Consider the following 25,154-nt stretch of genomic DNA (forward strand, 5'->3'; position numbering starts at 1 on the left):
AGGTCGTCGTCGAGATTCACGGCGGCACGGTACCGCCACCCGCCAGGGACCGCCGATCGTGCAACTTGCTGAAGCTGCACGTTCTGACATGGAGCGCCAGGCCGGCCGCCCCGACCATGGGGGCCGCGACGGAGCCGTCCACCCCGGACGGACCGGCGGACAGGAAGGAACGGCATGGAGCGGAACAGTGCGCTGCGGGCGGTGATCGTCGCCCTGGCGGCCGTCGGTCTGGTGGCCGGTTGCGGTCCGGACGACCTCGACCCGGGTACGCGGGACGCGGTCGACGCCGTCGCCTCGGCGGGCGCCGAGGTCGACCTCGGCGGCGGTGGCGGGACGATCGACCTGGTGATCACCGGCGACCTGCCCCGGACGGAGTGGACCGGCGGCATCACCGACACGTACGGCGAGCACTGCCGGCTGGGGCGTACCCCGCCGTTCGAGGGTGGCTCGGGCGCGGACGTGGTCAAGTCGAAGGCCGCCAGCGGGGAGCGGCCGGCAGTGGCACTGAACGTGTGGAGCCCGCGCCAGGCCGAGGCCGGCGAGTTGCAGGGCCCGCCCCAGGTGATCGTCGAGGTGAACCTCGACACGGCGTTCACCGCGCCGTTGCCCGCCGGGGCGGTGAACGGTGCCACCCTGCGGCTGGACCTCGCCCTCGCCGGGGTGAACGCGTACGCCGGGAAGACCGCACACGTCGCCGGCACCGTCACCTGCGCCGCCGGTTCGCCGACGCGGCCGGCGGCGGCCGGCACGCCCGGGTCGGCGAGCCCGACGGACGGCCCGGCCGGAAGGGTGGACGTCTGCGGCCTGATCAGCACGGCCCAGATGGCGGAACTGGCCGGGGTGGAGGTCACGGGCACCGAGTTCGAGATGAGGGGCGACGTCTCCAACTGCGCGTACGTCACCGTGCACCACGGATTCATCAACGTCCAGTACCAGCCGGGCGGCCGGACGCACATCGACAGCCCGTTGTTCTCCGGTGGCGAGAAGGTGCCCGGGCTCGGCGAGGACGCCAAGTGGTTCGAGGGACGGGCCGGCCTGCACGTCGCGGTCGGCGGTCAGGACACCCTGAACGTGATGCTCGGCGCGTCCGGCGTCAAACTGCGCGGCGGCGACCTGAAGGGCCTCGCGATCGACATCGCGGAGGCGGCGCTGCCCCGGCTGCGGCGCTGAACGGGAGGCGGAGAGCCTTCGGGCGGGGCGCGCAGGAGCGGGTTACCCGGACCGCGGTGCCGCGCGCAGCAGGTGCTCGGCCAGCGCCAGGTCGAACGGCCGGGTGATCTTGAGGGCGTACTCCGAGCCGGGGACGCAGACCACCGGCACGCCCTGCTTCTCCACGAGGCCGGCGTCGTCGGTGAGCGGGTCGCCGGCCGCGGCGTGGGCGGCGGCCAGCACCGAGCGGCGGAAGCCCTGCGGGGTCTGCACGGCCCGCAGGGCGGACCGGTCGACCGTACCGAGGACCACCTCGTCCGCGCCGACCTCCTTGATCGTGTCGACGACGGGGAGCACGGGGATCACCGCATCGTGCCCGGAGCGGACCGCCGCGGCGACCGACTCGACCAGGTCGGGCGGGGTCAGCGCGCGGGCCGCGTCGTGGACCAGGACGATCTCCGGGCCGGCGGGGACGGCCGCGAGCGCGGCGGCCACGGACGCCTGCCGCTCCGCGCCGCCGGGGACGACCAGCGCCGGGGCGACCGGGTCGAGCAGTTCACGGACCGCCCCGACCTCGGCGGCCGGGGCGGCCACCACGATCGTGTGCACGGACGGGGCGGCGGCGATCCGGCGTACCGCGTGCACCAGCAGCGGCTCGCCGGCGAGCAGGCGCAGGGCCTTGGGCGCGCCCGGGCCGAGGCGTACCCCGGCGCCGGCCGCAGGGACGAGGACCGCGACGTCACCGCGCGGATTGAGCTGCGCGGTCACGTCGCGGTCCTCGGGTTTCTTTGCTTCGGGGTGGGTACGAAAGTGCTGTGGGAACTAGGCCTCGGTCAGCACCTTGTCGAGCAGCGTCTCCGCCTCGTCCTTGGTGCTCTTCTCGGCCAACGCGACCTCGCCGACCAGAATGTCGCGGGCCTTGGCGAGCATGCGCTTCTCGCCGGCGGACAGGCCCCGCTCCCGCTCCCGGCGCCACAGGTCGCGGACGACCTCGGCCACCTTCAGCGGGTTGCCCGAGGCCAGCTTCTCCAGATTCGCCTTGTAACGCCGCGACCAGTTGGTCGGCTCCTCGGTGTGCGGAGCCCGGAGGACGTCGAAGACCTTGCCCAGGCCCTCCTCGCCGACCACCTCGCGCACACCCACGATCTCGGCGTTCTCAGCGGGCACCCGGACCGTCAGGTCACCCTGCGCAACCCTCAGGACGAGGTACTGCTTAGGCTCGCCCTTGATGACCCGAGTCTCGATTGCCTCGATGAGTGCGGCCCCGTGGTGGGGGTAAACAACGGTCTCGCCGACACTGAAAACCATAGGTTCGAAACCCCTTTCGCTGTGTCTAGGGTAACACGCTCAGACACCGATGTCCCACCGCTGTCCTGACCGTTGGCGCAGCTCAGGGGCCCTGTGAGAGGTATTTCTTCGGCTTGACAGGCGGCCAAGCCAATGAATCGAACACGCTCCGTGATGGCCGTATGACAACCCGGCACGGGTGATCGGGGCGTGGATTTCTCGGGCGATGCGCTCGTCCCATGGTATCCCGCCCCGGCCAACCGCGCCCAGGTGTAGCGGGAGGAGCCGACGGTGCGGGACGCTGGAGGTGAACCGCTGTCCACGCGCCGAGACGGTTCGAGGGGGTCCGATGGGCATGCCTGACGCAGACGGCCCCGGCCCCGGCGAGGGCCTCCCGGGCCTGCCGCCCGAGTGGGGCCGGGTGGTCGTGCCGGACGACGCGTCCGCGCTGGCCGAGGAGGCCGAGCGGATCAGGCGCGAGCTACGCCGACGGGCCGCCCGGGCCCGGTTGCGCGCCCGGCTCGGCCTGCCGCCCCGGCCGAACGGACGGCCCCCGCTCGGCCTGCCGCTGGTCGTCCTCCTGGTCGCCGTCCTCGCCACCGTCGCCGGGCTGTTCGCCGTCACCTGGAGCCGTCCGCCGCGTACCGCCGAGCGCCCGACCGTCGTGCCGCACCCGACGCCGGCGACCGACCTGGCCGGCCGGCCGCTGCCCGCGCTGGAGCTGGTCGACGCCGAGAACACGGCCGTCTCGCTGCGCGCGCTGCTCCCCGCGGTGATCGTCCTGGTGGACGCGTGCGCCTGCCCGGAGCGGGTCGCCGAGGCCGCCGCGCTCGCGCCGGCGGGGGTGACCGTGGTCACGGTGGCCGGCGGCCGCAGGGTGGACCCGACGGCGGCTTCCGTCGGCCCGCCCGTACGCGCGCTCGCCGACCCGGCCGGCGGCCTGCGCGCCTTCCTGCGCCTGCCGCCGCGCCCCGGCACGGCGACCGCCGTCCTGGTCGACCGCGGCGGGACCGTGCTGCGCGTGGTGCCCGAGCTGCGCTCCGCCGAGGACTACCGCGCCGACCTGCCCCGCCTCGCCGCCTGATCCGCGGCGGGGTCGGGCCGCGTCGGGCCGCGTCGGGGCGGGTCGGGGCGGGTCGGGCAGCACCATGTCGGCGACCTGGGGGTGTCCGAACGCCACGGACCCTGCCAGGCCGGCGACATGGGGGTGGACCACCGGCTCAGGGGAACAGGGCCGCGAGCTGCGCCTCGACCACGACCGGGGCGCCGCCCGGGGCGGCGAGGGCAACGCCTACCCGACCGCCCGTGGGGTTCACCCACAGCGTGGCGAGAGACCCGTCGCAGCGCACCCGCCGGCTCTCGGAGCGGCCCGACCGGACCTCCAGCACCAGGTGGCCGCCGGGGCCGCCGCACCGGTACTGGAGCAGGTGCGGGCCGCCGGCGACCGTCACGACCCGGCGCTGTGGAGGCAGGCCGGGCGACACCTTCAGCCGAGCCTGCCAGACCGTCCCGCCGAACTGCCCCGCGCCGCCACGCGGGCCACCGTCGCCCGCGACGGGGCTGCCCTGCCCGCTCACGATCTGGCCGGTGGCCGGGTCGACGAGAAAGGAGCGGACCGTGCCGGACTCGGCGATCACCCGGCCGGTGGCCGCGTCGAGGACAACCGTTCGGCGAAACAGACCGCGCCGGAGACCGCTACCCGGGGCGTCCGCATCGGCGGCCAGGCCGCTCGCCGCGCCGCCGGGCGCCGCGTCCTGGGATGCGCGCGGGACGGACGGACCGGTCGTCGGGGCGTGGGCGCTCCACCAGGTCACCCCGGCGGTCAGGGCCAGCGCGGACAGCCCCGCGAGCACACCGAGGCGCAGCCGGTCAGCCGCATCGATGTCCACGCCGCCGAGCGTAGCCACCCGCCGCCGGTCCCGCACCACGGCGCCCGCCGCGGTCCCGCACCACGGCGCCCGCCGCCGGTCCCGCACCACGACGCCCGCCGCCGGTCCCGCACCACGACGCCCGCCGCCGGTCCCGCACCACGACGCCCGCCGCGGTCCCACAGCACGCGCCCCTCGCGGTCCCGCAGCACGGCGCCCGCCGCCGGCCGTCAGTCCCGGCGCTCCAGCAGGGCCGCGTACAGGGTCAGGCCGGGGCCGAACGCGAGCATCAGGACCCGCCCCGGCGGCCGGCCCGCGCGCAGCAGCCGGTCCAGGATCAGCAGCACCGTCGGCGAGGAACAGTTGCCGTGCTCGTCCAGCGTGGCCCGGGACGCGGCCAGCCCGTCCGGCGGCAGGGCCAGCTCGCGTTCGACCACGTTGAGGATGCGCGGCCCACCCGGGTGCACCGCCCAGCCGTCCACGTCGGCCAGGCCGGCGCCGTGCCGGGCCAGCAGGTCGTCGACCAGGCCCCGGACGTGGGCGGAGAGCACCTGGGGCACCTTCGGCGACAGTCCCATCCGGAACCCGGTGTCGGTGACGTCCCAGGTCATGTGGTCGGCGGTCGACGTGTCGGTGACCGAGGTGACCTCGCGCAGCGCGTACCCCCGGCCGTCGGGGACGACCACGGCGGCGACGGCGGCGTCCGAGAAGAGCGCGTGGGAGACGATCTGCTGGGTGTCCACCCGGGCCGTGGCGGGCTGGATGTGCAGGCTGGTCAGCTCCGCGCAGAGCAGCAGCGCGGGACGCCCCCGGGCGGTGACGAAGTCGCCGGCCGCGCCGAGTCCCGGCAGGGCGGCGTAGCAGCCCATGTGGCCGACGAACATGCGCTGGGTGTCCGGGGCCATCCCCAGGTCGCGGGCCAGCAGGATGTCCAGCCCCGGGGTGGCGTACCCGGTGCAGGAGCAGACGACGAACAGCCCGACGTCGCCGGCGGCCAGCCCGGCGGCCGTCAGCGCCCGGCCGACCGCCTCCTTGCCCAGCGGCAGCGCCTCCACCTGGTAGCGCCGCATCCGGCGCTCCGTCGGCCAGTCCGAGACGTCCTCCAGCAACGGGTTGACGGCCGCCTGCCGCCGGCTCACCCCGGAGTTGGCGAAGATCCGTTGGGCCAGCGCCCGGGTGGCGCCGGCGAAGTGCCGGGAGAAGAAGCCCTCCCAGAGCTCGTCCTGCGCAGCCGCCGGCGGCTGCGCCGCGCCCAGGCCCGCGATCACCGGTACGGCCACGCTCCCACCTCTCGTCCGCCCCTGCACGCTTCCCCAACTCACCAACGTCGCATTCGTTCGCGCTGCGGGACGGGCGAACCCGGCCCGTTCCTCGCACTCACCAACGTCGCATTTCGTTCGCGCTGCGGGACGGGCGAACCCGGCCCGTTCCCCGCACTCACCAACGTCGCATTTCGTTCGCGCTGCGGGACGGGCGAACCCGGCCCGTTCCCCGCACTTACCAACGAGGGGCAGTGCCGTCCCGGTCCGGGTCACCGCCCAACGCGGCGACGCCCAGCCAGTCCGCGCACACGTCGGAGGTGGCCGGGTGCAGTGAGCCGCACCGGGCGTCCCGGTAGAGCCGCTCCAGCGGGTGGCCCCGGCGGGTCGCCGAGGTGCCCGCGGCCTCCAGCATGGACGCCGCCACCTCGGCCGCGGTGGTGCCGGCGAGCAGCTTGGCCCGCCACACCCAGCGGTTGGTGTCCGCGTCCCCGGGCGCCTCGTCGACCCGGCGGGCCGCCTCCGCGACGGCCAGCCCGGCCGCCGCCACCGCCGCGTCGGCGCGGCCCAGCCGGGCCCGGACCGCGGGCAGGCCGGCGAGGTTGCGGGCGTTCACGTGCTCCGCCGCCGCGTCGACGGCGGCCCGGGCCACCCCGACGTAGACGGCCGCGTAGCTGGCCACCAGCCAGTGCGGCATGAGCTGGGCGACCACCAGGGCCAGGCCCTCCACGCCGCCGAGCAGCCGGTCCGCCGGCACGGTCACGTCGAGGTGCAGGTCGTGGGAGGAGGTGGCGCGCATGCCGAGCGAGTCCCAGGTCGGCTCCACCGTCAGCCCGTCCCCGGCCGGCACCAGGAACTGGGAGACCACCGACGGGTCGGCGGCGCTGCGGGCGGCCACCAGGTAGCCGTCGGCGTGCCCGGCGCCGGAGCAGAACGTCTTGCTGCCCTTGATCCGGAAGCCGCCGTCCACCGGCTCGTACACGGTGCTGAGCTGGGAGAGCCGGGCGCCCGCGCCGCGCTCGCTCATCGCCACCGCGTACCAGGCGCCGTCGGCCGCGGCGCGGAGCAGCCGGTCCCGGGCGGCCAGCGCCTCGTCCGGTACGCCGAGGGCCTCGGCCAACTCCTCGGTGACCGCGCCGAGCGCGCCGGTGACCGAGGCGTGCATGTTGAACACCAGCGCGGTCGCGCCGTTGCCCCTGGCCAGCTCGGTGGCCACGGCGGCGTACCCCGCGAACGTCGCCCCCGCACCGCCCAGCTCCGCCGGGACCATCAGCCCGAACAGCCCGGCGTCGCCCAGGTCCCGGAAGTCCTCGGCCGGGAACGTGCCGTCCCGGTCGTGTTCGGCCGCCCGGGCGGCGAGGCGCGGCGCCAACCGGCGGGCCGCCTCCAGCGCGTGCACAGTCATCCCGTCCCCTTCTCGGCGTTCCATCTACCCCCGCCCCGGCCCGGCTACCCGCGCCGGATGCCGCGCCCCTGGTACAGCACGGCGGTGGACCAGGTCGGCTTGATCTCCGGCGCCGGGCCGGCCGGCGTCGACTGTGGACGGCCCCGCCCGGCAGCGGCCCGCATCCGGCGGGCCAGCCAGCGCACCGTCCCGCGCAGCCCCGGCCGAACGCCCCGCACCCGCAGGTCCACGCCGCGCCGCGCGCACTCGGCGACCAACTGCCGGTGGTCCACGAACAACCGTGGGTCGTGAATGCCCCGGGGCACGGTCGGCAGGCGCTCGCCGATCTCGACCGCGAGCAGCCGACTCAACACGGTGTCGTTGAGGGTGTCCAGCACCAGCAGGCCGCCCGGCCGCAGCAGCCGGCACGCCTCGGCGACCGCCCGCGGCCAGTCGGGGACGTGCTCCAGTAGTTCCCCGGCGGTGACCACGTCGGCGCAGCGGTCGGCCAGCGGCACGGCGGTGGCGTCGGCGTTGACCACGGTCACCCCGTGCGCCGCGGCCTGGGCCAGCGCGGAGCGGGTGACGTCCACCCCGACGTGCCGGTAGCCCTTCCCGGCCAGGTGCGGGGCGAGCAGCCCGGCGCCGCAGCCAAGGTCGACCAGCAGCGCGCCGGGACGGTCGGCGGGCGGCACCAGCGCCGCCCGGGCCCGGGCCAGCCAGTGCAGCATGGCGAAGGCGCCGTCCGGCCGCCACCACTCAGCGGCCAGGTCGTCGTACTGCCGGGGGTCGTTCGGCGGCAGCACACGAGGCACGGCGGACACCGGGGACGGACCCTCTCGCATGGGACGAGCGTGGCACGACTGGGCGGTAACGACCAGACTTCCCTTATGTCGACGACGGTGTTAGGGCTGGTCAGGGCGAGCCATCCGGAGCCGGCCGCGGCCGTCACCGCGGTCGCCGGGCTGCTCGCCCACGGCGTGGGACACCGCCCGGCCGGGGTGGCCGCCGTGGCCCTCACCGTGCTCGCCAGCCAGCTCGCAGTGGGCTGGTCCAACGACCACCTGGACGCCGACCGCGACGCCGCGGTGGGGCGTACCGACAAGCCGGTGGCCACCGGGGCGGTGAGCCGGCGGGCGGTCGGCCTGGCGGCGCGACTCGCCGCCCTGGCCACGGTCCTGCTCGCGGCGGCGGCCACCAACCCCGCGGCGACCCTCTGCGTGGCCGTGGGCCTGGCCTCCGCGCTGCTCTACAACTGGCCGCTGAAGTCGACGCCGGTCTCCGTGCTGCCGTACGCGGTGTCGTTCGGGGCGCTGCCCGCCTTCGTGGTGCTGGCCCTGCCCGGCGCGCCCACCCCACCGGGCTGGCTGCTGGCCGCCGCCGCCCTGCTCGGCGCCGGCGCGCACTTCGCGAACGTGCTGCCGGACCTGGCCGACGACGCCCGGACGGGGGTGCGCGGGCTGCCGCACCGGCTCGGCGCCGTCGGCAGCCGGACCGCCGCCGCCGGGCTGCTGCTGGCGGCAACGGTCACGCTGGTCGTCGGGCCGCCCGGGCCGCCGTCGTGGGCCGGCCTGTCGGCGCTCACGGCCGCCGCCGTGGCACCACCCCTGACCTGGTACGCCGAACGGCGCGGGGACGCGGCCCGGGTACGTGGGACGGCGGTGTTCCGGGCGGTGATGCTGGTGGCCCTGATCGATGTGGTGCTGCTGGTGGCGAGCGGCCGGGTGGTCTGAGGCGGCCCCGCGTAGGTGGCGGTGCCGGGTCCCCGTGCGGCCCTCGATCAGCCCCAACTACCCTGGAGCCCGGTCTGCGCGGGTATGGCCACCGCGCCCGGGAACCGCCGGGTGGGGATCGTGACGAGGAGGACCGACGTGACGCGCTCGATCAGGGGATCCCGGCGGGCGGCCCTGCTGCTGGCCGGCACGGCCGCGGCGGCCGGCCTGCTGCTCTCCGGCTGCGGCTCGGGGCAGATTGCCGAGACCGCCGTCAAGCAGCCGTCGGTGCAGGGCGTCAACCTCCAGACCCCGGACACCAAGCTCAAGGTGCGCGGCCTCTACGTCGAGTACCCGGGGCCGACCGGCTACCAGGCCGGGGCCAACGCCCCGCTCAACGCCGTCATCTACAACGACTCGACGGAGGCGGTGACGGTGACCGTCACCACGGACAGCGCCCGCCAGGTCGTCATCTCCAGCGGCTCGGCCGCCTCGGCCAGCGCGTCGCCGTCCGAGCACGCGTCGCCGTCGGAGCACGCCTCGCCGTCGGAGCACGCCTCGCCGTCGGAGCACGCCTCGCCCTCGGAGCACGCCTCGCCCTCGGAGCACGCCTCGCCGTCCGAGCACGCCTCGCCGTCGGAAAGCGCTTCGGCGTCCGGGTCGGCCAGCCCGGCCGAGAGCGGCTCGCCGTCGCCGTCGGCCTCGGAGGACGCCTCGGCCAGCCCGTCCGCGCCCGCCGGTGAGCCGGCCCGCTTCGAGATCCCGGCCAACAGCTACATGCAGCTCAACGTCCAGGGCGGCCGGTTCCTCCAGCTCGTCGGGCTGAACGAGCGGCGGCTCGTCGGCGAGTCGGTCAACCTGGTCTTCGACTTCGGCAACGGCAGGACGATCCGCGCGGCCGCCGCGATCGGCGTGCCGCTGACCCCTGCCCCACCGGCCTCCCCGATCATCGAGCGTGAGGGCGCGCACGGCGCCGAGGGCGGCACCGAGGCCGGCGCCGGCGGGCACGGCTGACCCGCACCCCCGACGTCGACAGAACCGCCGGCGTGGCACCCGCCACGCCGGCGGTTCTTCGTCGTACGGGGACGCTAGCGTCCTGGTGTGACAACCTCTCGATCCACCTCCCGGGCGACCCCCCGCGGCACGGGCCGGGCCGCCCGCGAGCCCCGTCCGGCCTACGAGTGCGACGCCTGCGGCCACCAGCCGCCCAAGTGGGTGGGGCGCTGCCCCGAGTGCGGCGAGTGGGGCTCGGTGGTCGAGTGCACGGTGACCGGCCCGACGGTCTCCGGGCGGGTGGTCAGCTCCCGGATGCCGGCCGAGCCGGCCCGCCCGATCGCCACCGTCAGTGCCGCCCCGGCACGGGCCCGGCCCACCGGGGTCAGCGAGCTCGACCGGGTGCTCGGCGGCGGGCTGGTGCCCGGCGCGGTGGTGCTGCTGGCCGGCGAGCCGGGGGTCGGCAAGTCCACGCTGCTGCTCGACGTGGCCCAGCAGTGGGCGGCCAACGCCGGCAGCCCGTCCCTGGTGGTCAGCGGGGAGGAGTCGGTCAGCCAGGTGCGGCTGCGCGCCGAGCGGATGGGCGCCCTGCACGACCAGCTCTGGCTGGCCGCCGAAAGCGACCTGGGCGCCGTCCTCGGCCACCTCGACGCCGTCAAGCCGGGGCTGCTGGTGCTCGACTCGGTGCAGACCATCTCCATGGCCGGCACCGACGGGGTGTCCGGCGGGGTGACCCAGGTGCGGGCGGTCACCGCCGCCCTGGTGGCGGTGGCCAAGGAGCGCGGCATCGCCACGGTGCTCGTGGGGCACGTGACCAAGGACGGCCAGGTGGCCGGCCCCCGGGTGCTGGAGCACCTGGTCGACGTGGTGCTGCACTTCGAGGGCGACAAGCACTCCTCGCTGCGGATGGTGCGCGGCGTGAAGAACCGGTTCGGCGCCGCCGACGAGGTCGGCTGCTTCGAGATGCACGAGGGAGGCATCAGCAGCCTCGCCGACCCGTCCGGCCTGTTCCTCACCCGCTACTCCGAGCCGGTGCCCGGCACCTGCGTGACGGTGGCGATGGAGGGGCGGCGGGCCCTGGTCACCGAGGTGCAGGCGCTGATCGGGGCGACGGTCGCGGGCTCACCCCGGCGTACGGTCTCGGGGCTCGACGGCGCGCGGCTCGCGATGGTGCTGGCGGTCCTCCAGCGCCGCACCGAGCGGCTGACCCTGCACGACCGGGAGGTCTTCGCGGCCACCGTCGGCGGCATCCGGGTGGTGGAGCCGGCGGCGGACCTGGCCGTCGCCCTCGCCGTGGCCTCCGGCGGCCTCAACCTGGCCCTCGACCCGCACCTGGTGGCGATCGGCGAGGTCGGGCTGACCGGCGAGGTGCGGCGGGTCGGCGCGGTGCCGCGCCGGCTGGCCGAGGCGGCCCGGCTCGGCTTCCGGATGGCCCTGGTCCCGCCCGGGTGCGGCCCCGCGAGCACGGGCGCAGGCCCGGAGAACATGCGGGTGATGGAGGTCACGGATCTGCGTTCGGCGCTCCAGTGTGCCGCCCGCGCGTCGGCGGAGTGACCGACGGTGTTCGCCCGGCGGGACCGCCCGTGCGATTCGGGACGAGGGCGGCCGGTTCGCCCGGCCCGGCCATCGGGTCGCATCGTGACACATCACAGTAACCGCGACAGCACCCACCGCACGACAGTCCGTAGACTGTGCCCGTGCCGATCGACCGCGATGCCAGCAGAACAGCAGGCGCGACAGCCCACGCCCGCACCGGCGCCGTGGGCTCGCCCGCCCGTCCGATCAGCGTCAGCGTGACCGGGAGCGTCGGCGGCGCGGGTGGCGACCCGTTGCGCGCCAACCTCGCGCTGATGGCGCCGGGCACCGCGCTCCGCGACGGCCTGGAGCGGATCCTGCGCGGGCGGACGGGCGCGCTGATCGTCCTCGGCTACGACAAGGTGGTCGAGCAGATCTGCACGGGCGGCTTCCCGCTGGACGTCGAGTTCTCCGCGACCCGCGTCCGCGAGCTGTGCAAGATGGACGGTGCGGTCGTGCTGTCCAGCGACGGCACCCGGATCGTCCGGGCGGCCGTGCACCTGATGCCGGACCCGTCCATCCCCACCGAGGAGTCCGGCACCCGGCACCGCACCGCCGAGCGGGTGGCCCGGCAGACGGGCTATCCGGTCATCTCGGTCAGCCAGTCGATGCGGATCATCAGCCTCTACGTCAACGGCCAGCGCCACGTCCTGGACGACTCGGCGGCCATCCTGTCGCGGGCCAACCAGGCCCTGGCCACCCTGGAGCGCTACAAGCTGCGCCTGGACGAGGTCTCGGGCACGCTCTCCGCCCTGGAGATCGAGGACCTGGTCACCGTCCGGGACGCGGTGGCGGTGGTGCAGCGGCTGGAGATGGTCCGCCGGATCGCCGACGAGATCGCCGGCTACGTGGTCGAACTGGGCACCGACGGCCGACTGCTCGCCCTCCAACTCGACGAGCTGATGGCCGGCGTCGACGCCGACCGCACCCTGGTCATCCGGGACTACCTCCCCAGCGGTCGCAAGTCGCGGACGCTGGACGAGGCGCTGGTCGAGCTGGACCTGCTCGGCGCCACCGAGCTGATCGACCTGGTGTCGGTCGCCAAGGCGATCGGGTACCCGTCCGCCTCCGACGCGCTGGACGCGGCCGTCAGCCCGCGCGGCTTCCGACTCCTGGCCAAGGTGCCCCGGCTGCCGGTGGCGATCGTCGACCGGCTGGTGCTGCACTTCGGCAGCCTCCAGCGGCTGCTCGGGGCCACGGTGGAGGACCTCCAGGCCGTCGAGGGCGTCGGCGACGCCCGGGCCCGGGGCGTCCGGGAGGGGCTGTCCCGGCTCGCCGAAGCATCCATCCTGGAGCGTTACGTCTGATCGGCGGGCCGGGGCCACTGGCACGCGCCGGCGGCCGGGAAGCCGCGCGGATCATCCGGTCCCTCCGGTCCGGCGGGCCCGCCGTTCAGTTCGTGATGGTGAGCTTGACCGGCTCGCTCAGCTTGGTGTCGAGCCGCCCGAACACCTGGTACGTCCCGGCCGGCACGAACTGACCGCTGGCGATCCCGTTCGCGCACTTGCTGCTGTACTTGCCGTTCCAGTCCACCTGGTACGACCGCTCGAAGCCGGGGGTGAACGACTGCACGTCGGAGCCCTTGGCGGTGCCGCAGGTGTCGGAGGACCAGACCTTCTCCGCGCCCGACTTGATGAACAGCTCCTGCACGTCCGCGCCGACGTCCCGGCTGCACGTGCGGTCCGACCTGTTCTTGATCTTCAGTTGCAGGCCGACCACCGTGCCCGACGGCGCCCTCGCGGGCAGTGGGGCCGGGGTCACGGAGATCTCGGCGTCGGTGCACGTGCCGGCGTCCGCCGCGGGCACGGCCGGCGCGTCGTTCCCGCCCCCGGAGGAGGGCGAGCCGGCGTCGCCCGACGAGCCGGCCTCGTCGCCCGAGCCGCCGGCGGGCGGTGCGCCGGTCTCCGGGGACAGCACGGAGCCGCTCGGGTCCGGCGACGCCGGCTCGCCGGAGGCGTCCGGCACCGGCGTCGAGGTCGGCGTCGACCGCGACTGCGGTGTGGTGCCGCCGTTGCCTGAGGCATTGCACGAGTAGAGCAGGACAATCAGGAAGAGAAGCCCCGCTCCGAGCACGACGGCGCGACGCCGCCAGTACACGGCGGGGGGCAGGGGGCCGACCGTCAGACGCATGATGCCCCCACCGTAACGGCGCGACACGTGCTCGGCCGGCGCGACGCGCCGTACCGTCCTCCGCTCACCCCGGCGACCCTCCACTCACGACACCCGCGGTCGCCGCGCGGCCTCGCCCCGGGCCGGACGCGCCACCGCCCCGGCCCGCCCGGCGTGCGGCGGGGACACCGTCACAGGTAGACCTTGCGCTGGTAGATCGCGTGCGCGCCGGCCACCCGGTCCAGGAAGAGCAGGCCGGCGCAGTGGTCGATCTCGTGCTGCAGTGCCCGCGCCTCGAACCCGTCGGTGACCAGCCGCACCGGTGCCCCGCTGCCCGGCAGCGCCCCCTCGACCACCAGCCGGCTGGCCCGCTTGACGTCGCCGGTGAGGTCGGGCACCGACATGCAGCCCTCCCGCCCCGCCTTCCACCGGGTCGCCTCGACGACCCGCGCGTTGCACAGCACGAACGCGCCGTGCACGGTGACCGCCTTGGGGTGACCGGTGACGTCCACGGCGAACACCCGGGCACTGACCCCCACCTGGGGCGCGGCGAGGCCCACGCAACCGGGCGAGACCCGCATGGTGGCGACCAGGTCGGCGGCGAGCTGGACCACCTCGGCGGAGGCGGGATCCACCTCCGGCCCGGGCCGGCTGAGCACCGGATCGGGCGCGGCGACCACCGGGCGCACCTCGCCGGGCACGCCCAGCGCATCGGGCGTCCAGCCGTCGAGGCCCGCGTACCCGGCTGTCACAGCAGGTCCGGGTCGGCCGGGCGGAGGCTGACGCCGACGCCCAGCTCCGCCGCCGCACGCGTCAGCCGGCCGGCCACCTCGTCACTGCTTCCCGGCGGCAACTCGACCTCGGCGACCACCACGTACAGGGAGCCGGTGAGCCGGGTGCTCAGGTCGGTGACGTTGCCGCCCGCGTCGGCCAGCACGCGGGTCATGGTCGCGACGATGCCCATCCGGTCCGCGCCGTGCACCGCGAGCACGTACGGCTCGCCCGTCGGCGCGACGACGCCGTCGGGGGTGACCGCCCGTACGGTGGCCAGGAGCTGACCGTCGGCGGCGAGCGGGGCCAGGGCGGCCTCGACGTCGGCGGCGGCCGGGCCGACGCAGATCAGCGTCATCGCGAAGTGGCCCCGCAGCCGGGTCATGGTCGAGTCGGTGAGGTTCGCGCCGAGCCGGGCGAGCACCTCGGCGACGTCGGCGACGATGCCCGGCCGGTCCCGGCCGATGACGGTGATCGCTAGCTCGTTCATTCGGGCATTCTGCCCGACCCGGCGCCGACCTCGGCGGTGCCCCGCCCGGCCCGCCCAACCTGCGGGAAGCTCGCCCGTGACATGATCGGCGGCGCCATGTCTGAGCCCACTTTCGCCGCCCTGGTCAGCCGCTGGTACGAGAAGAACGCCCGTGACCTGCCGTGGCGCGAGCCCGGCGTGGGCGCGTGGGCGATCCTGGTCAGCGAGGTCATGCTCCAGCAGACGCCCGTGGCGCGGGTGCTCCCGGCCTGGACGGCGTGGCTGGAGCGGTGGCCCACGCCTGCGGCGCTGGCCGCGGACCCGCCCGCCGAGGCGATCCGGATGTGGGGGCGGCTGGGCTATCCCCGCCGGGCGGTGCGGCTGCGCGAGTGCGCGGTGGCGATCGTGGAGCGGCACGGCGGCGAGGTCCCGGACCGGCTGGAGCAACTGCTGGCGCTGCCGGGGGTGGGCACGTACACGGCCCGGGCGGTGGCCGCGTTCGCGTACGGCCAGCGGCACCCGGTGGTCGACACCAACGTACGGCGGGTGGTGTGCCGGGCGGTCGCCGGCGAGCCGGACGCGGGCCCGGCCACCCGCCCGGCCGACCTGGTCGCCTGCGAGGAACTGCTGCCGGAGGAGCCGGCCGCCGCCGCGCTGGCGAGCGCCGCGTTCATGGAACTGGGGGCGGTGGTCTGCACAGCCCGGTCACCGCGCTGCGGCGTGTGCCCCGTGGCGGCGGTCTGCGCGTGGCGGGCGTCCGGCCAGGAGGCTCCGGCCGGCCCGACGCGGCGGCCACAGCGGTACGCGGGCACCGACCGGCAGGTACGCGGGCTGCTGCTGGCCGTGCTGCGGGAGGCCACCGGACCGGTGCCGCACCAGCGGCTGGACCAGGTCTGGGCCGACGACGTGCAGCGGTCCCGGGCCCTGGCCGGGCTGGTGCAGGACGGCTTGGTCGAGCCGGCCGGCGCGTCGTCGTTCCGCCTGACCGGCGACGGCCCCCCGCCCCCCGCACCCCCGCCCTCACTCGACGCCTGACCCCGCCGTCACCCCTTGTGGCGCGTGGGGCGTGGGACGGGAAAGGCGACGGCCCCGGGTGGCTTTCGCCGACCGGGGCCGTCGCCCTGTCAGATGTGCCTTACTCGTCTGCGCCCGCGGTGGCGGCGCCACCGAGGTCGGCGGGGACGGCGTCCGGCACCTCGACCGGCTTGTCGGCTCCGCGGAACACGAGCTTGGACTTGTCGATGTTGTTGGGGTCGCCCTCGCAGTCGACGACGACGATCTGGCCGGGGATCAGTTCGTTGAACAGGATCCGCTCGGACAGGTTGTCCTCGATGTCACGCTGGATCGTGCGGCGCAGGGGCCGCGCACCGAGAACGGGGTCGAAGCCCTTCGTGGCGAGGTACTTCTTCGCGTTGTCGGTCAGCTCCAGGCCCATGTCCTTGTTCCGCAGCTGGGTCTCGATCCGGGCGATCATGATGTCGACGATCGACAGGATCTCGGTCTGACGCAGCTGGTGGAACACGATCGTGTCATCGATACGGTTCAGGAACTCCGGCCGGAAGTGCTGCTTGAGCTCGTCGTTGACCTTCTGCTTCATCCGGTCGTAGTTCGACTCCTGGTCCTCCGACGCCTGGAACCCGAGGCTCACGGCCTTGGCCACGTCACGGGTGCCCAGGTTCGTGGTCAGGATGATGACCGTGTTCTTGAAGTCCACGATCCGACCCTGACCGTCGGTGAGCCGACCGTCCTCCAGGATCTGCAGGAGCGTGTTGAACACGTCCGGGTGGGCCTTCTCGATCTCGTCGAACAGCACCACACTGAACGGCCGACGACGCACCTTCTCCGTCAGCTGCCCGCCCTCGTCGTAACCCACGTACCCGGGAGGCGCACCCACCAGGCGGGACACCGTGTACCGGTCGTGGAACTCCGACATGTCCAGCTGGATGAGGGCGTCCTCCGAGCCGAACAGGAACTCGGCGAGCGCCTTGGACAGCTCGGTCTTACCCACACCCGACGGGCCGGCGAAGATGAACGACCCCGACGGACGCTTCGGGTCCTTCAGGCCGGCGCGGGTACGACGGATCGCCTTCGACACGGCCTTGACCGCGTCCTCCTGGCCGATGACGCGCTTGTGCAGCTCGTCTTCCATCCGCAGCAGCCGGGAGGTCTCCTCCTCGGTCAGCTTGTACACCGGGATGCCGGTCCAGTTGCCCAGGACCTCGGCGATCTGCTCGTCGTCGACCTCGGACACGACGTCCAGGTCGCCGGCCTTCCACTCCTTCTCCCGCTGCGCCTTCTGGCCCAGCAGCTGCTTCTCCTTGTCCCGCAGCTGCGCGGCCCGCTCGAAGTCCTGCGCGTCGATCGCGGACTCCTTGTCGCGGCGCACCTGCGCGATCCGCTCGTCGAAGTCCCGCAGGTCCGGCGGCGCGGTCATCCGGCGGATCCGCATCCGCGCACCGGCCTCGTCGATCAGGTCGATTGCCTTGTCGGGCAGGAAGCGGTCGGAGATGTACCGGTCGGCCAGCGTGGCGGCGGCCACCAGGGCGGCGTCGGTGATCGACACGCGGTGGTGCGCCTCGTACCGGTCCCGCAGCCCCTTGAGGATCTCGATGGTGTGGGCCAGCGACGGCTCACCCACCTGGATCGGCTGGAACCGCCGCTCCAGCGCGGCGTCCTTCTCCAGGTGCTTGCGGTACTCGTCGAGGGTCGTGGCGCCGATGGTCTGCAGCTCGCCACGGGCCAGCATCGGCTTCAGGATGCTGGCGGCGTCGATCGCGCCCTCGGCGGCACCCGCACCCACCAGGGTGTGGATCTCGTCGATGAACAGGATGATGTCGCCGCGGGTGCGGATCTCCTTGAGGACCTTCTTCAGGCGCTCCTCGAAGTCACCGCGGTAGCGGGAACCGGCGACCAGCGCACCGAGGTCGAGGGTGTAGAGCTGCTTGTCCTTCAGCGTCTCGGGCACCTCGCCCTTGATGATCTTCTGGGACAGGCCCTCCACCACGGCGGTCTTGCCGACGCCGGGCTCGCCGATCAGCACCGGGTTGTTCTTGGTGCGGCGGGACAGCACCTGCATGACCCGCTCGATCTCCTTCTCCCGCCCGATCACCGGGTCGAGCTTGCCCTCGCGGGCAGCCTGGGTCAGGTTCCGACCGAACTGGTCCAGCACGAGGCTGGTGGACGGGGCGGCCTCACCCGCCGCGGCACCCGCCGCCGCCGGCTCCTTGCCCTGGTAGCCGGAGAGCAGCTGGATCACCTGCTGCCGCACCCGGTTGAGGTCGGCGCCGAGCTTGACGAGGACCTGGGCGGCGACGCCCTCGCCCTCGCGGATCAGGCCGAGCAGGATGTGCTCGGTGCCGATGTAGTTGTGCCCCAGCTGCAGCGCCTCGCGCAGCGACAGCTCCAGCACCTTCTTCGCCCGCGGTGTGAACGGGATGTGCCCGCTCGGCGCCTGCTGGCCCTGGCCGATGATCTCCTCGACCTGCTGACGCACACCCTCCAGCGAGATGCCGAGGCTCTCCAGGGCCTTGGCCGCCACGCCCTCACCCTCGTGGATGAGGCCCAGCAGGATGTGCTCCGTACCGATGTAGTTGTGGTTGAGCATCCGGGCCTCTTCCTGGGCCAGGACGACAACCCGTCGCGCTCGGTCGGTGAACCGCTCGAACATGCCCTCGTGCTCCTCACGTGCCGTGCGCCTTGATGGGTCAGATCTCGGCGGGGCCGGTGCGCGGACGTCCGGGATGGGCGTCCGTGCCTCCTTACTCTAACGTCGCGGACCGACTCCGCTGAGGTCGTGTGTCCTCGGCGGGATGCCGGTACGCGCCGTTTATGACAACCGTCCGCGCTCAGGCGGTGTTCCGGTACCTCTTGCTGTACGCGCAGAGCGAAATTCGGATCGCCGGCGAGCCGACGCACCCGGGGGCCTGGGAACTCCTCCCGCCGCCGCCCGGCGCTCACCGGACGGGTGGACGGCAATCCACAGGCTGTGGACAGAATCTCCACCGGCTGTGGACAACGCCGGGGACGGACCGATTCTTCCCGGCGCAGCCGGCCCGTACCGGCGGGCGTCCCGAGGCGTCCACGCCGACCCGGGCGGCACGGTCCGGAGGCGTCCTCGCCGACCGGGCGGCACCGCGCCCGAAAGACGGCGACGCCGGCCCGGAGGCATGCTCCGGGCCGGCGTCCGTGTCGCCCGTGTCGGGTCTGTCCCCCGGATCCCCCTACGCGCCCCTCAGGAGGCGGGCGGAGGCCCGGAACGACGGTCGTCGGTCAGCGACCGGCCTTCGAGTGGTACTCGTCGACGATCTCCTGGGGAATCCGGCCGCGGTCGGAGATCTCCCGACCCTCCTTCTTGGCCCACTCACGGATCGCCTTGTTCTGCTCACGGTCGGCGGTGGCGCCGCCCCGACCGCGTGCGGCCCGGCCGCCCACCACCACGCCGCCCCGGCCCACCTTGGTGCCGGCGCCGACGTACGGCGCGAAAACCTCGCGCAATTTCTCGGCGTTCACACTCGAGAGGTCGATCTCGTACTGAACACCGTCGAGCGCGAACTTGACGGTCTCGTCAGCGTCCCCGCCGTCCAGGTCATCGACCAGCTTGTGAATGATCTGCTTGGCCACGTCCCACATTCCTTTCGAGCAGGGTGTACCTGCAACAATCTGAGAGCACAATAACCCGCCCGACGCTTGTCACGTCAATAGGACGCGGTATCCGCCACCCCCAAGGCGCCCCCGCCTACTCGGGGCGGACCAAGGGGAAGAGGATGGTTTCCCGAATTCCGAGGCCCGTGAGGGCCATCAAGAGCCGGTCGATTCCCATTCCCATGCCCCCCGACGGCGGCATTCCGTACTCGATGGCCCGGAGAAAGTCCTCGTCCAGCCGCATGGCCTCGTCGTCGCCGCGGGCGGCCAGCTGCGCCTGGGCGACCAGCCGCTCGCGCTGCACCACCGGGTCGACCAGCTCCGAGTACGCGGTGCCCAGCTCGAATCCGAGCACGTAGAGGTCCCACTTCTCGGCCAGGCCCGGCTCGCTGCGGTGGCCGCGGGTCAGCGGGCTGGTCTCCTCCGGGTAGTCCCGGACGAACGTGGGCTCCCGCAGCCCCGGCACGACCAGTTCCTCGAACAGCTCCTCGGCCAGCTTGCCCGGCCCCCACTTGGGGTCCACGGACAGCCCGACCTTGTCGGCGTACTCGACCAGGCGGGCGTGCTCCGTGCGGACGGTGACCTCTTCGCCGAGCGCCTCGGAAAGCACACCGAAGAGCGTGACCGACCGCCACTGGCCGCCCAGATCGAGCTCCCGGCCATCCGCGTGCGTCACCACGGTCGACCCGGCGACGGCGATCGCGGCCTGCTGCACGAGATTACGGGTGAGCACCGCCATGGTGTCGTAGTCCGCGTACGCCTGGTACGCCTCGAGCATCGCGAACTCGGGCGAGTGCGAGGAGTCGATGCCCTCATTACGGAAGTTGCGGTTGATCTCGAAGACCCGGTCGACGCCGCCGACGACGGCGCGCTTGAGAAACAGTTCCGGCGCGATTCGCAGATACAGATCGGTGTCCAGCGCATTGCTGTGGGTCACGAATGGCCGGGCGGCGGCACCGCCGTGGAGCAACTGGAGCATCGGGGTTTCCACCTCGATGAAGCCCTCGCCGTGCATGGTCTCGCGCAGGGAGCGCACGGCCGTCGCCCGGGTGCGTACCATCTGCCGCGCCTGGGGCCGGACGACGAGGTCGACGTACCGCTGGCGGACCCGGGCCTCCTCGCTGAGCGGCTTGTGCGCCACGGGCAGCGGGCGCAGCGCCTTGGCCGTCACCGCCCACTCCTCGACCAGCACCGACAGCTCCCCCCGGCGGCTGGTGATCACCTCGCCGGTCACCCCGACGTGGTCGCCCAGGTCGACCAGGCGCTTCCAGTCCTCCAGGCGCTCCGCACCCACCCGGTCCAGCGAGAGCATCGCCTGCAGCTCCGTGCCGTCGCCGTCCCGCAGCGTCGCGAAGCACAGCTTGCCGGTGTTCCGTACGAAGATCACCCGGCCGGTGGTGGCGGCCCGGTCGCCCGTGGCCGTGTCCGTGGGCAGCTCCGCGTACTTCTCGCGGATCTGCGCCAGAGTGCTGGTCCGGGGATATCCCACGGGGTACGGCTCGACGCCCTCGGCGAGCATCCGGTCCCGCTTCTCCCGGCGGACCTTCATCTGCTCGGGAAGGTCGTCGGCGGGGTCGACTGGCACGGCGTTCTGCTCGGTCACGGCACGCTTCCTCAGCTAAGGATTCTCGGCGGGGTCAGCCCCCGAGCGTACTCAAGCCGCCCGCGGGTCGTTACGGGATAACCTGCCCCCCATGACGCACCCCACTCAGGCGCTCTCGTTCGGCGCGGCGGCGGTCGAATACGACCGGTTCCGCCCGCGGTACCCGGAGGCCGCGGTGAGCTGGGCGCTCGACGGGCTGGGCGCGCCCGCCCGCGTGGTCGACCTCGGCGCGGGCACGGGCATCCTCACCCGCGCCGTGCTCGCCGCCGGGCACGAGGTGGTACCGGTGGAGCCCGACCCCGGGATGCGGGCCCAGCTCGCCGCCGCAACCCCCGGCGTGACCGCGCTCGCGGGCAGCGCCGAGTCCGTGCCGCTGCCGGACGGCGCCGCGGACGCGGTGCTGGTGGGCCAGGCCTACCACTGGTTCGACAGGGAACGGGCGCACCCCGAGATCGCGCGGCTGCTGCGCCCCGGCGGGACGTTCGCCCCGATCTGGAACACCCGGGACGAGCGGGTCGGCTGGGTGGCCGAGCTGAGCCGCATCGCCCACCTCGGCGACCACGCGGGCGACGTGACCGAGAAGTACGGCGACTTCGGCCCGGCCTTCGAGGCGACGGAACTGGGCGAGTTCGGCCACGCGACCGTGCTCACCCCCGACGAGGTGATCGGCATGCTGCGCACCCGCTCGTACTGGCTGACCGCGTCGGCCAACGAGCAGGAGCAGATCGACCGCGGCCTCCAGGGCCTCTTCGCCACCCACCCGGACCTGGCCGGACGGGACACGGTCGAACTCCCCTACCGCACCTTCGTGATCAGATCCCGACGGCGCTGAACCGCGAACGGTTTCCGGGCAGCCCGGCCGGCGCAGGGATCAAGCCTGACCGTCGGAGCCGGCCGGGCTGCCCGGAAACCCCACGCGAGGCACCGGAGCGAAGCATCAGACGTTGCGCTCGTAGACCATCCGCAGCCCGATCAGCGTGATCATCGGCTCGTGGTGGGTGATCGAGCGGCACTCGCCGATGACCAGCGAGGCCAGCCCGCCGGTCGCGATCACCGCCTTCACCTCGCCCAGCTCCTCGGTCATCCGCTCGACGATCCGGTCGACCTGCCCCGCGAAGCCGAAGTACAGGCCGGACTGGAGGCACTCGACGGTGTTCTTGCCGATCACCGAGCGCGGCTTGGCCGCCTCCACCTTCCGCAGCTGGGCGGCGCGGGCCGCGAGGGCGTCGAAGGAGATCTCGATGCCCGGGGCGAACGCCCCGCCCAGGAACTCGCCCCGGCCGCTGATCACGTCGAAGTTCGTGGTCGTGCCGAAGTCGACGACGATCGACGGGCCGCCGAAGAGGGTGTAGGCCGCCAGGGTGTTCACCACCCGGTCCGCCCCGACCTCCTTCGGGTTGTCGATCGCGAGCTGCACGCCCGTCCGCACCCCCGGCTCGACGATCACGCTCGGCAGGTCGGCGTAGTACCGGGCCAGCATCGTACGCAGCGAGCGCAGCGCGGCCGGCACCGTCGAGCAGGCGGCCACCCCGGTGATCTCCACGGCGTCACCGGCGAGCAGCCCCCGGAACATCAGACCCAGCTCGTCCGCAGTGGAGCGGGCGTCGGTCTTGATCCGCCAGGAGTGCACCAGCTTGTCGCCGTCGAAGGTCGCCAGCACGGTGTTGGTGTTTCCGATGTCGATGCAGAGCAGCACGCACGCAGCCTAGACGCCGCGCAACCCCTACTCCGTGCGCAGGTCCAACGCGATGTCCAGGATCGGCGAGGAGTGGGTCAGCGCCCCCACCGACAGGTAGTCCACCCCGGTCGCCGCGTACGCCGCCGCCACGTCCAGGGTCAGCCCGCCGGTCGCCTCCAGCTCGGCCCGGTCCCCCACCGCGGCGACCACCGACTCCAGCGTGGCCGGGGACATGTTGTCCAGCAGCAGGAAGTCCGCGCCGGCCTCGACCGCCTCCAGCGCCTCGGCCAGCGTGTCCACCTCCACCTGCACCGGCACGTCGGGGAACGCCTCCCGGACCCGGCGGTACGCCGCCGCGACGCCCCCGGCCGCGAACTTGTGGTTGTCCTTGATCATGGCGACGTCGTGCAGGCCCATCCGCTTGTTCGTGCCGCCGCCGGCCCGGACCGCGTACTTCTCCAGGGCCCGCAGCCCCGGGGTGGTCTTGCGGGTGTCCAGCACCATCGCCTTCGTGCCGGCCAGCGCGTCCGCCCAGGCCCGGGTGTGGGTGGCCACCCCCGACATCCGGCACAGCAGGTTCAGCGCCGTCCGCTCGGCGGTGAGCAGCAGCCGGGTCGGCCCGGTGACCGTGGCCAGCACGTCGCCGCGGGCCACCCGCTGGCCGTCGTGGGCCACCAGCGACACCTCGACCGCCGGACCGGTCGCCGCGTCGGCCGGAAACCCGGTCATCTCGCCGACCAGCTCGAACACCGCCGCGGCGACGGCCAGCCCGGCCACCACCCCGTCGGCGCGGGCGACCAGGTCCGCGGTGTCGGCCTGGCTGGCCGGGATGGTGGCCACGCTGGTGACGTCGAGGAAGTCCGGGCCCAGGTCCTCCGCGAGCGCCGTGACGATCACCTGCCGCACCTGCACCGGGTCGAGCCCCCCGGCCCGCAACGACTGCTCCGTCGACTGCCTCATCACGACTCCTCCCAGCGGGACGTCAGCCTGCCCTGCGCCCCGATCGCGCCCACGGTATGACCCAGCCACCGCTCGTCTGCCGTCGGGAAGTCCTCCCGCCAGTGACAGCCCCGGGTCTCCCGGCGGGTGTACGCGGCGGCGACCAGCGCCGACGCCACGGTGACCAGGTTCGTCGCCTCCCAGTCCGCGGTACGCGGGGTGCCCCGGCCCTCGCCCAGTTCGCCGAGGGTCCGCGCGGTGGCGGCGAGCGTGTCCGCCGAGCGGAGCACCCCGGCGCCCCGGGTCATCGCCCGTTGCATGGTGGGCGTGCCCCCGGCCGGCACGACCCAGCCCGCCCCGCCGACCCAGGCGCCGGTCGCCGCGGGGCGGGCCTGCTCGGGCAGCCCGGTGGCCACGTCCTCGGCGATCCGGCGGGAGAAGACCAGCCCCTCCAGCAGCGAGTTGCTGGCCAGCCGGTTCGCGCCGTGGACGCCGGTGCAGGCCACCTCGCCGCACGCGTACAGGCCGGGGATGGAGGTGCGTCCGCGCAGGTCCGTACGCACTCCGCCGGAGGCGTAGTGGGCGGCCGGGGCCACCGGGATCAGGTCGACGGCCGGGTCCACGCCGATGGCGAGGCAGGAGGCGACGATGGTCGGGAAGCGCCCGGCCAGGTAGTCCCCGCCGAGGTGCCGGGCGTCGAGGTACACGTGGTCCGCGCCGGTCGCCAGCAGCACCCGGTGGATGCCCTTGGCCACCACGTCCCGGGGGGCCAGCTCGGCCAGCTCGTGCTGGCCGAGCATGAACCGCTTGCCGTCCCCGTCGACCAGGTACGCCCCCTCGCCGCGCAACGCCTCGGAGACCAGCGGCTGCTGTGCCCGGCCGGCCCCGGGCACGCCCGCGCCCGGCGGGGTGATCAGGGCGGTCGGGTGGAACTGGACGAACTCCACGTCGGTGACGTCCGCGCCGGCCCGCATGGCCAGGGCCACCCCGTCGCCGGTGGAGACCGCCGGGTTGGTGGTGGCGGAGAAGATCTGGCCCATCCCGCCGGTGGCGAGCACCACGGCGCGGGCGAGGATCGCGCCGACCCCGTCCTCGCTGCCCTCGCCGAGCACGTGCAGGGTGATCCCGCAGGCCGGGCCGAGCCCGCCCGGCCCGTCGCCGGGGGCGCGCAGCAGGTCCAGCACGAGGGCGTGCTCGACCAGGCGGATCCACGGGTCGCGGCAGACGGCCGCGTGCAGGGCCCGCTGTACCTCCGCGCCGGTGGCGTCGCCGCCCGCGTGCACGATGCGGTCCGCCCGGTGCCCGCCCTCCCGGGTGAGCATGAGCGAACGGTCCGGGTTGCGGTCGAACTCCGCGCCGATCCGCATCAGCTCGCGCAGCCGGGCCGGGCCCTCCTCCACCAGCACCCGGACCGCCGCCGGGTCGCACAGGCCGACGCCGGCCACCTCCGTGTCGTACGCGTGCGCGGCAGGCGTGTCGGCCGAGTCGAGCACCGCGGCGATGCCGCCCTGCGCCCAGCGGGTCGAGCCGTCGTCGATGTTGACCTTGGTGACCACGGTGACGTGCAGGCCGGTCTCGCGCAAATGCAGCGCGGCAGTCAACCCGGCCACCCCGGAGCCGACCACGACCACGTCCGTCGTCTCCACCCAGCCGGGCGCGGGCGCGGCCAGCAGCGACGGCAGGGCGGGCAGGTCAACTGTCGGAACGTCCATGAGCA

General features: G+C 74.1%; 23 protein-coding genes. 8 read left to right on the forward strand and 15 right to left on the reverse strand.

The genetic code is table 11. The features are described 5' to 3' along the window. Positions 1 to 174: 174 nt before the first annotated feature. Positions 175 to 1,170, forward strand: a complete 996-nt coding sequence (locus ACGFIZ_RS05795) for a hypothetical protein (RefSeq protein WP_393416216.1) — start codon at positions 175 to 177, stop codon at positions 1,168 to 1,170. Positions 1,171 to 1,212: 42 nt separating this feature from the next. On the opposite strand, the gene ispD is transcribed toward ACGFIZ_RS05795, so the two are convergent. Then, positions 1,213 to 1,917, reverse strand: a complete 705-nt coding sequence (ispD, locus tag ACGFIZ_RS05800) for a 2-C-methyl-D-erythritol 4-phosphate cytidylyltransferase (protein ID WP_393416218.1) — start codon at positions 1,915 to 1,917, stop codon at positions 1,213 to 1,215. A gap of 54 nt (positions 1,918 to 1,971) precedes the next feature. After that, the gene (locus tag ACGFIZ_RS05805) at positions 1,972 to 2,457 is read right to left on the reverse strand and encodes a CarD family transcriptional regulator (protein WP_007073334.1); all 486 of its coding nucleotides are present in this window, start codon (positions 2,455 to 2,457) and stop codon (positions 1,972 to 1,974) included. Between the two features lie 328 nt (positions 2,458 to 2,785). On the opposite strand from ACGFIZ_RS05805, the gene ACGFIZ_RS05810 reads away from it, so the two are divergent. Beyond that, positions 2,786 to 3,520: a hypothetical protein gene (locus ACGFIZ_RS05810; protein WP_393416220.1), complete on the forward strand. Its 735-nt coding sequence runs from the start codon at positions 2,786 to 2,788 to the stop codon at positions 3,518 to 3,520. Between the two features lie 136 nt (positions 3,521 to 3,656). On the opposite strand, the gene ACGFIZ_RS05815 is transcribed toward ACGFIZ_RS05810, so the two are convergent. The 4 genes from ACGFIZ_RS05815 to ACGFIZ_RS05830 form a co-directional block, all read right to left on the reverse strand. Further along, complete coding sequence (locus ACGFIZ_RS05815) at positions 3,657 to 4,325, reverse strand: hypothetical protein (protein ID WP_393416222.1); 669 nt, start codon at positions 4,323 to 4,325, stop codon at positions 3,657 to 3,659. Positions 4,326 to 4,534: 209 nt separating this feature from the next. Then, positions 4,535 to 5,584 carry a type III polyketide synthase gene (locus ACGFIZ_RS05820; RefSeq protein WP_393416224.1) on the reverse strand — a complete coding sequence of 350 codons (1,050 nt, stop codon included), beginning with the start codon at positions 5,582 to 5,584 and terminating at the stop codon, positions 4,535 to 4,537. A gap of 217 nt (positions 5,585 to 5,801) precedes the next feature. Next, positions 5,802 to 6,968, reverse strand: coding sequence for an acyl-CoA dehydrogenase family protein (locus ACGFIZ_RS05825; RefSeq protein WP_393416226.1), 1,167 nt, complete (start codon positions 6,966 to 6,968; stop codon positions 5,802 to 5,804). Positions 6,969 to 7,012: 44 nt separating this feature from the next. Further along, positions 7,013 to 7,792 (reverse strand): methyltransferase domain-containing protein, encoded by a 780-nt coding sequence (locus ACGFIZ_RS05830; protein WP_393416228.1) that lies wholly within the window; start codon positions 7,790 to 7,792, stop codon positions 7,013 to 7,015. A gap of 45 nt (positions 7,793 to 7,837) precedes the next feature. On the opposite strand from ACGFIZ_RS05830, the gene ACGFIZ_RS05835 reads away from it, so the two are divergent. From ACGFIZ_RS05835 to disA, 4 genes are all read left to right on the forward strand, one after another. After that, positions 7,838 to 8,680, forward strand: a complete 843-nt coding sequence (locus tag ACGFIZ_RS05835; RefSeq protein WP_393416230.1) for a UbiA family prenyltransferase — start codon at positions 7,838 to 7,840, stop codon at positions 8,678 to 8,680. Positions 8,681 to 8,818: 138 nt separating this feature from the next. Next, the gene (locus ACGFIZ_RS05840) at positions 8,819 to 9,673 is read left to right on the forward strand and encodes a hypothetical protein (protein ID WP_393416232.1); all 855 of its coding nucleotides are present in this window, start codon (positions 8,819 to 8,821) and stop codon (positions 9,671 to 9,673) included. Between the two features lie 87 nt (positions 9,674 to 9,760). Then, positions 9,761 to 11,206 (forward strand): DNA repair protein RadA, encoded by a 1,446-nt coding sequence (gene radA / locus ACGFIZ_RS05845; RefSeq protein ID WP_393416234.1) that lies wholly within the window; start codon positions 9,761 to 9,763, stop codon positions 11,204 to 11,206. 143 nt (positions 11,207 to 11,349) lie between these two features. Then, complete coding sequence (gene disA / locus ACGFIZ_RS05850; RefSeq protein WP_347666774.1) at positions 11,350 to 12,534, forward strand: DNA integrity scanning diadenylate cyclase DisA; 1,185 nt, start codon at positions 11,350 to 11,352, stop codon at positions 12,532 to 12,534. Between the two features lie 85 nt (positions 12,535 to 12,619). Here disA and ACGFIZ_RS05855 read toward each other — a convergent pair whose 3' ends face one another. The 3 genes from ACGFIZ_RS05855 to ACGFIZ_RS05865 form a co-directional block, all read right to left on the reverse strand. Continuing rightward, positions 12,620 to 13,357 carry a hypothetical protein gene (locus tag ACGFIZ_RS05855; protein WP_393416236.1) on the reverse strand — a complete coding sequence of 246 codons (738 nt, stop codon included), beginning with the start codon at positions 13,355 to 13,357 and terminating at the stop codon, positions 12,620 to 12,622. 170 nt (positions 13,358 to 13,527) lie between these two features. After that, positions 13,528 to 14,088, reverse strand: coding sequence for a peptide deformylase (locus ACGFIZ_RS05860; protein ID WP_393416238.1), 561 nt, complete (start codon positions 14,086 to 14,088; stop codon positions 13,528 to 13,530). Further along, the gene (locus tag ACGFIZ_RS05865; RefSeq protein WP_393416240.1) at positions 14,085 to 14,597 is read right to left on the reverse strand and encodes a glycine cleavage system protein R; all 513 of its coding nucleotides are present in this window, start codon (positions 14,595 to 14,597) and stop codon (positions 14,085 to 14,087) included. Before ACGFIZ_RS05865 ends, ACGFIZ_RS05860 begins: the two co-directional genes overlap by 4 nt. 96 nt (positions 14,598 to 14,693) lie before the next feature. Here ACGFIZ_RS05865 and ACGFIZ_RS05870 point away from each other — a divergent pair, with 96 nt between their 5' ends. Beyond that, a complete protein-coding gene (locus ACGFIZ_RS05870; RefSeq protein ID WP_393416242.1) occupies positions 14,694 to 15,611 on the forward strand; it encodes an A/G-specific adenine glycosylase in 918 nt (305 codons plus the stop codon). Between the two features lie 100 nt (positions 15,612 to 15,711). Here ACGFIZ_RS05870 and ACGFIZ_RS05875 read toward each other — a convergent pair whose 3' ends face one another. The 3 genes from ACGFIZ_RS05875 to lysS all read right to left on the reverse strand — a co-directional run bounded on the left by ACGFIZ_RS05875 (position 15,712) and on the right by lysS (position 20,820). Continuing rightward, complete coding sequence (locus ACGFIZ_RS05875) at positions 15,712 to 18,243, reverse strand: ATP-dependent Clp protease ATP-binding subunit (protein ID WP_347666779.1); 2,532 nt, start codon at positions 18,241 to 18,243, stop codon at positions 15,712 to 15,714. A 602-nt stretch (positions 18,244 to 18,845) separates the two neighbouring features. Next, on the reverse strand, positions 18,846 to 19,196 hold the full coding sequence (locus tag ACGFIZ_RS05880; RefSeq protein WP_393416244.1) for an Lsr2 family protein: 351 nt from the start codon (positions 19,194 to 19,196) through the stop codon (positions 18,846 to 18,848). A 115-nt stretch (positions 19,197 to 19,311) separates the two neighbouring features. After that, a complete protein-coding gene (gene lysS, locus ACGFIZ_RS05885) occupies positions 19,312 to 20,820 on the reverse strand; it encodes a lysine--tRNA ligase (protein WP_393416246.1) in 1,509 nt (502 codons plus the stop codon). A gap of 91 nt (positions 20,821 to 20,911) precedes the next feature. Here lysS and ACGFIZ_RS05890 point away from each other — a divergent pair, with 91 nt between their 5' ends. Continuing rightward, positions 20,912 to 21,652, forward strand: coding sequence for a class I SAM-dependent methyltransferase (locus tag ACGFIZ_RS05890; protein ID WP_393416248.1), 741 nt, complete (start codon positions 20,912 to 20,914; stop codon positions 21,650 to 21,652). A 105-nt stretch (positions 21,653 to 21,757) separates the two neighbouring features. On the opposite strand, the gene ACGFIZ_RS05895 is transcribed toward ACGFIZ_RS05890, so the two are convergent. Genes ACGFIZ_RS05895 through ACGFIZ_RS05905 form a run of 3 tightly spaced genes read right to left on the reverse strand, consistent with a single transcriptional unit; the run spans position 21,758 to position 25,149 of the window. After that, positions 21,758 to 22,516, reverse strand: a complete 759-nt coding sequence (locus ACGFIZ_RS05895; RefSeq protein ID WP_393416250.1) for a type III pantothenate kinase — start codon at positions 22,514 to 22,516, stop codon at positions 21,758 to 21,760. A gap of 27 nt (positions 22,517 to 22,543) precedes the next feature. Next, positions 22,544 to 23,458, reverse strand: coding sequence for a carboxylating nicotinate-nucleotide diphosphorylase (gene nadC / locus ACGFIZ_RS05900; RefSeq protein WP_393416252.1), 915 nt, complete (start codon positions 23,456 to 23,458; stop codon positions 22,544 to 22,546). After that, the gene (locus ACGFIZ_RS05905) at positions 23,458 to 25,149 is read right to left on the reverse strand and encodes an L-aspartate oxidase (RefSeq protein ID WP_393416254.1); all 1,692 of its coding nucleotides are present in this window, start codon (positions 25,147 to 25,149) and stop codon (positions 23,458 to 23,460) included. The genes nadC and ACGFIZ_RS05905 overlap by 1 nt, the downstream gene beginning before the upstream one ends. Positions 25,150 to 25,154 lie beyond the last annotated feature (5 nt).

It is taken from the genome of Micromonospora sp. NPDC048830, assembly GCF_043198215.1.
Lineage (GTDB): Bacteria > Actinomycetota > Actinomycetes > Mycobacteriales > Micromonosporaceae > Micromonospora.

Bases quoted from the DNA above. Each gene is read 5' to 3' on its own strand.
- ACGFIZ_RS05905 (WP_393416254.1), bottom strand. From the start codon at position 25,149: ATGGACGTTCCGACAGTTGACCTGCCCGCCCTGCCGTCGCTGCTGGCC.
- ACGFIZ_RS05825 (WP_393416226.1), bottom strand. From the start codon at position 6,968: ATGACTGTGCACGCGCTGGAGGCGGCCCGCCGGTTGGCGCCGCGCCTC.
- nadC (WP_393416252.1), bottom strand. From the start codon at position 23,458: ATGAGGCAGTCGACGGAGCAGTCGTTGCGGGCCGGGGGGCTCGACCCG.
- ACGFIZ_RS05890 (WP_393416248.1), top strand. From the start codon at position 20,912: ATGACGCACCCCACTCAGGCGCTCTCGTTCGGCGCGGCGGCGGTCGAA.
- ACGFIZ_RS05810 (WP_393416220.1), top strand. From the start codon at position 2,786: ATGGGCATGCCTGACGCAGACGGCCCCGGCCCCGGCGAGGGCCTCCCG.
- ACGFIZ_RS05795 (WP_393416216.1), top strand. From the start codon at position 175: ATGGAGCGGAACAGTGCGCTGCGGGCGGTGATCGTCGCCCTGGCGGCC.
- ACGFIZ_RS05865 (WP_393416240.1), bottom strand. From the start codon at position 14,597: ATGAACGAGCTAGCGATCACCGTCATCGGCCGGGACCGGCCGGGCATC.
- ACGFIZ_RS05875 (WP_347666779.1), bottom strand. From the start codon at position 18,243: ATGTTCGAGCGGTTCACCGACCGAGCGCGACGGGTTGTCGTCCTGGCC.
- ACGFIZ_RS05855 (WP_393416236.1), bottom strand. From the start codon at position 13,357: ATGCGTCTGACGGTCGGCCCCCTGCCCCCCGCCGTGTACTGGCGGCGT.
- ACGFIZ_RS05830 (WP_393416228.1), bottom strand. From the start codon at position 7,792: ATGCGAGAGGGTCCGTCCCCGGTGTCCGCCGTGCCTCGTGTGCTGCCG.
- ACGFIZ_RS05870 (WP_393416242.1), top strand. From the start codon at position 14,694: ATGTCTGAGCCCACTTTCGCCGCCCTGGTCAGCCGCTGGTACGAGAAG.
- ACGFIZ_RS05805 (WP_007073334.1), bottom strand. From the start codon at position 2,457: ATGGTTTTCAGTGTCGGCGAGACCGTTGTTTACCCCCACCACGGGGCC.
- ACGFIZ_RS05835 (WP_393416230.1), top strand. From the start codon at position 7,838: ATGTCGACGACGGTGTTAGGGCTGGTCAGGGCGAGCCATCCGGAGCCG.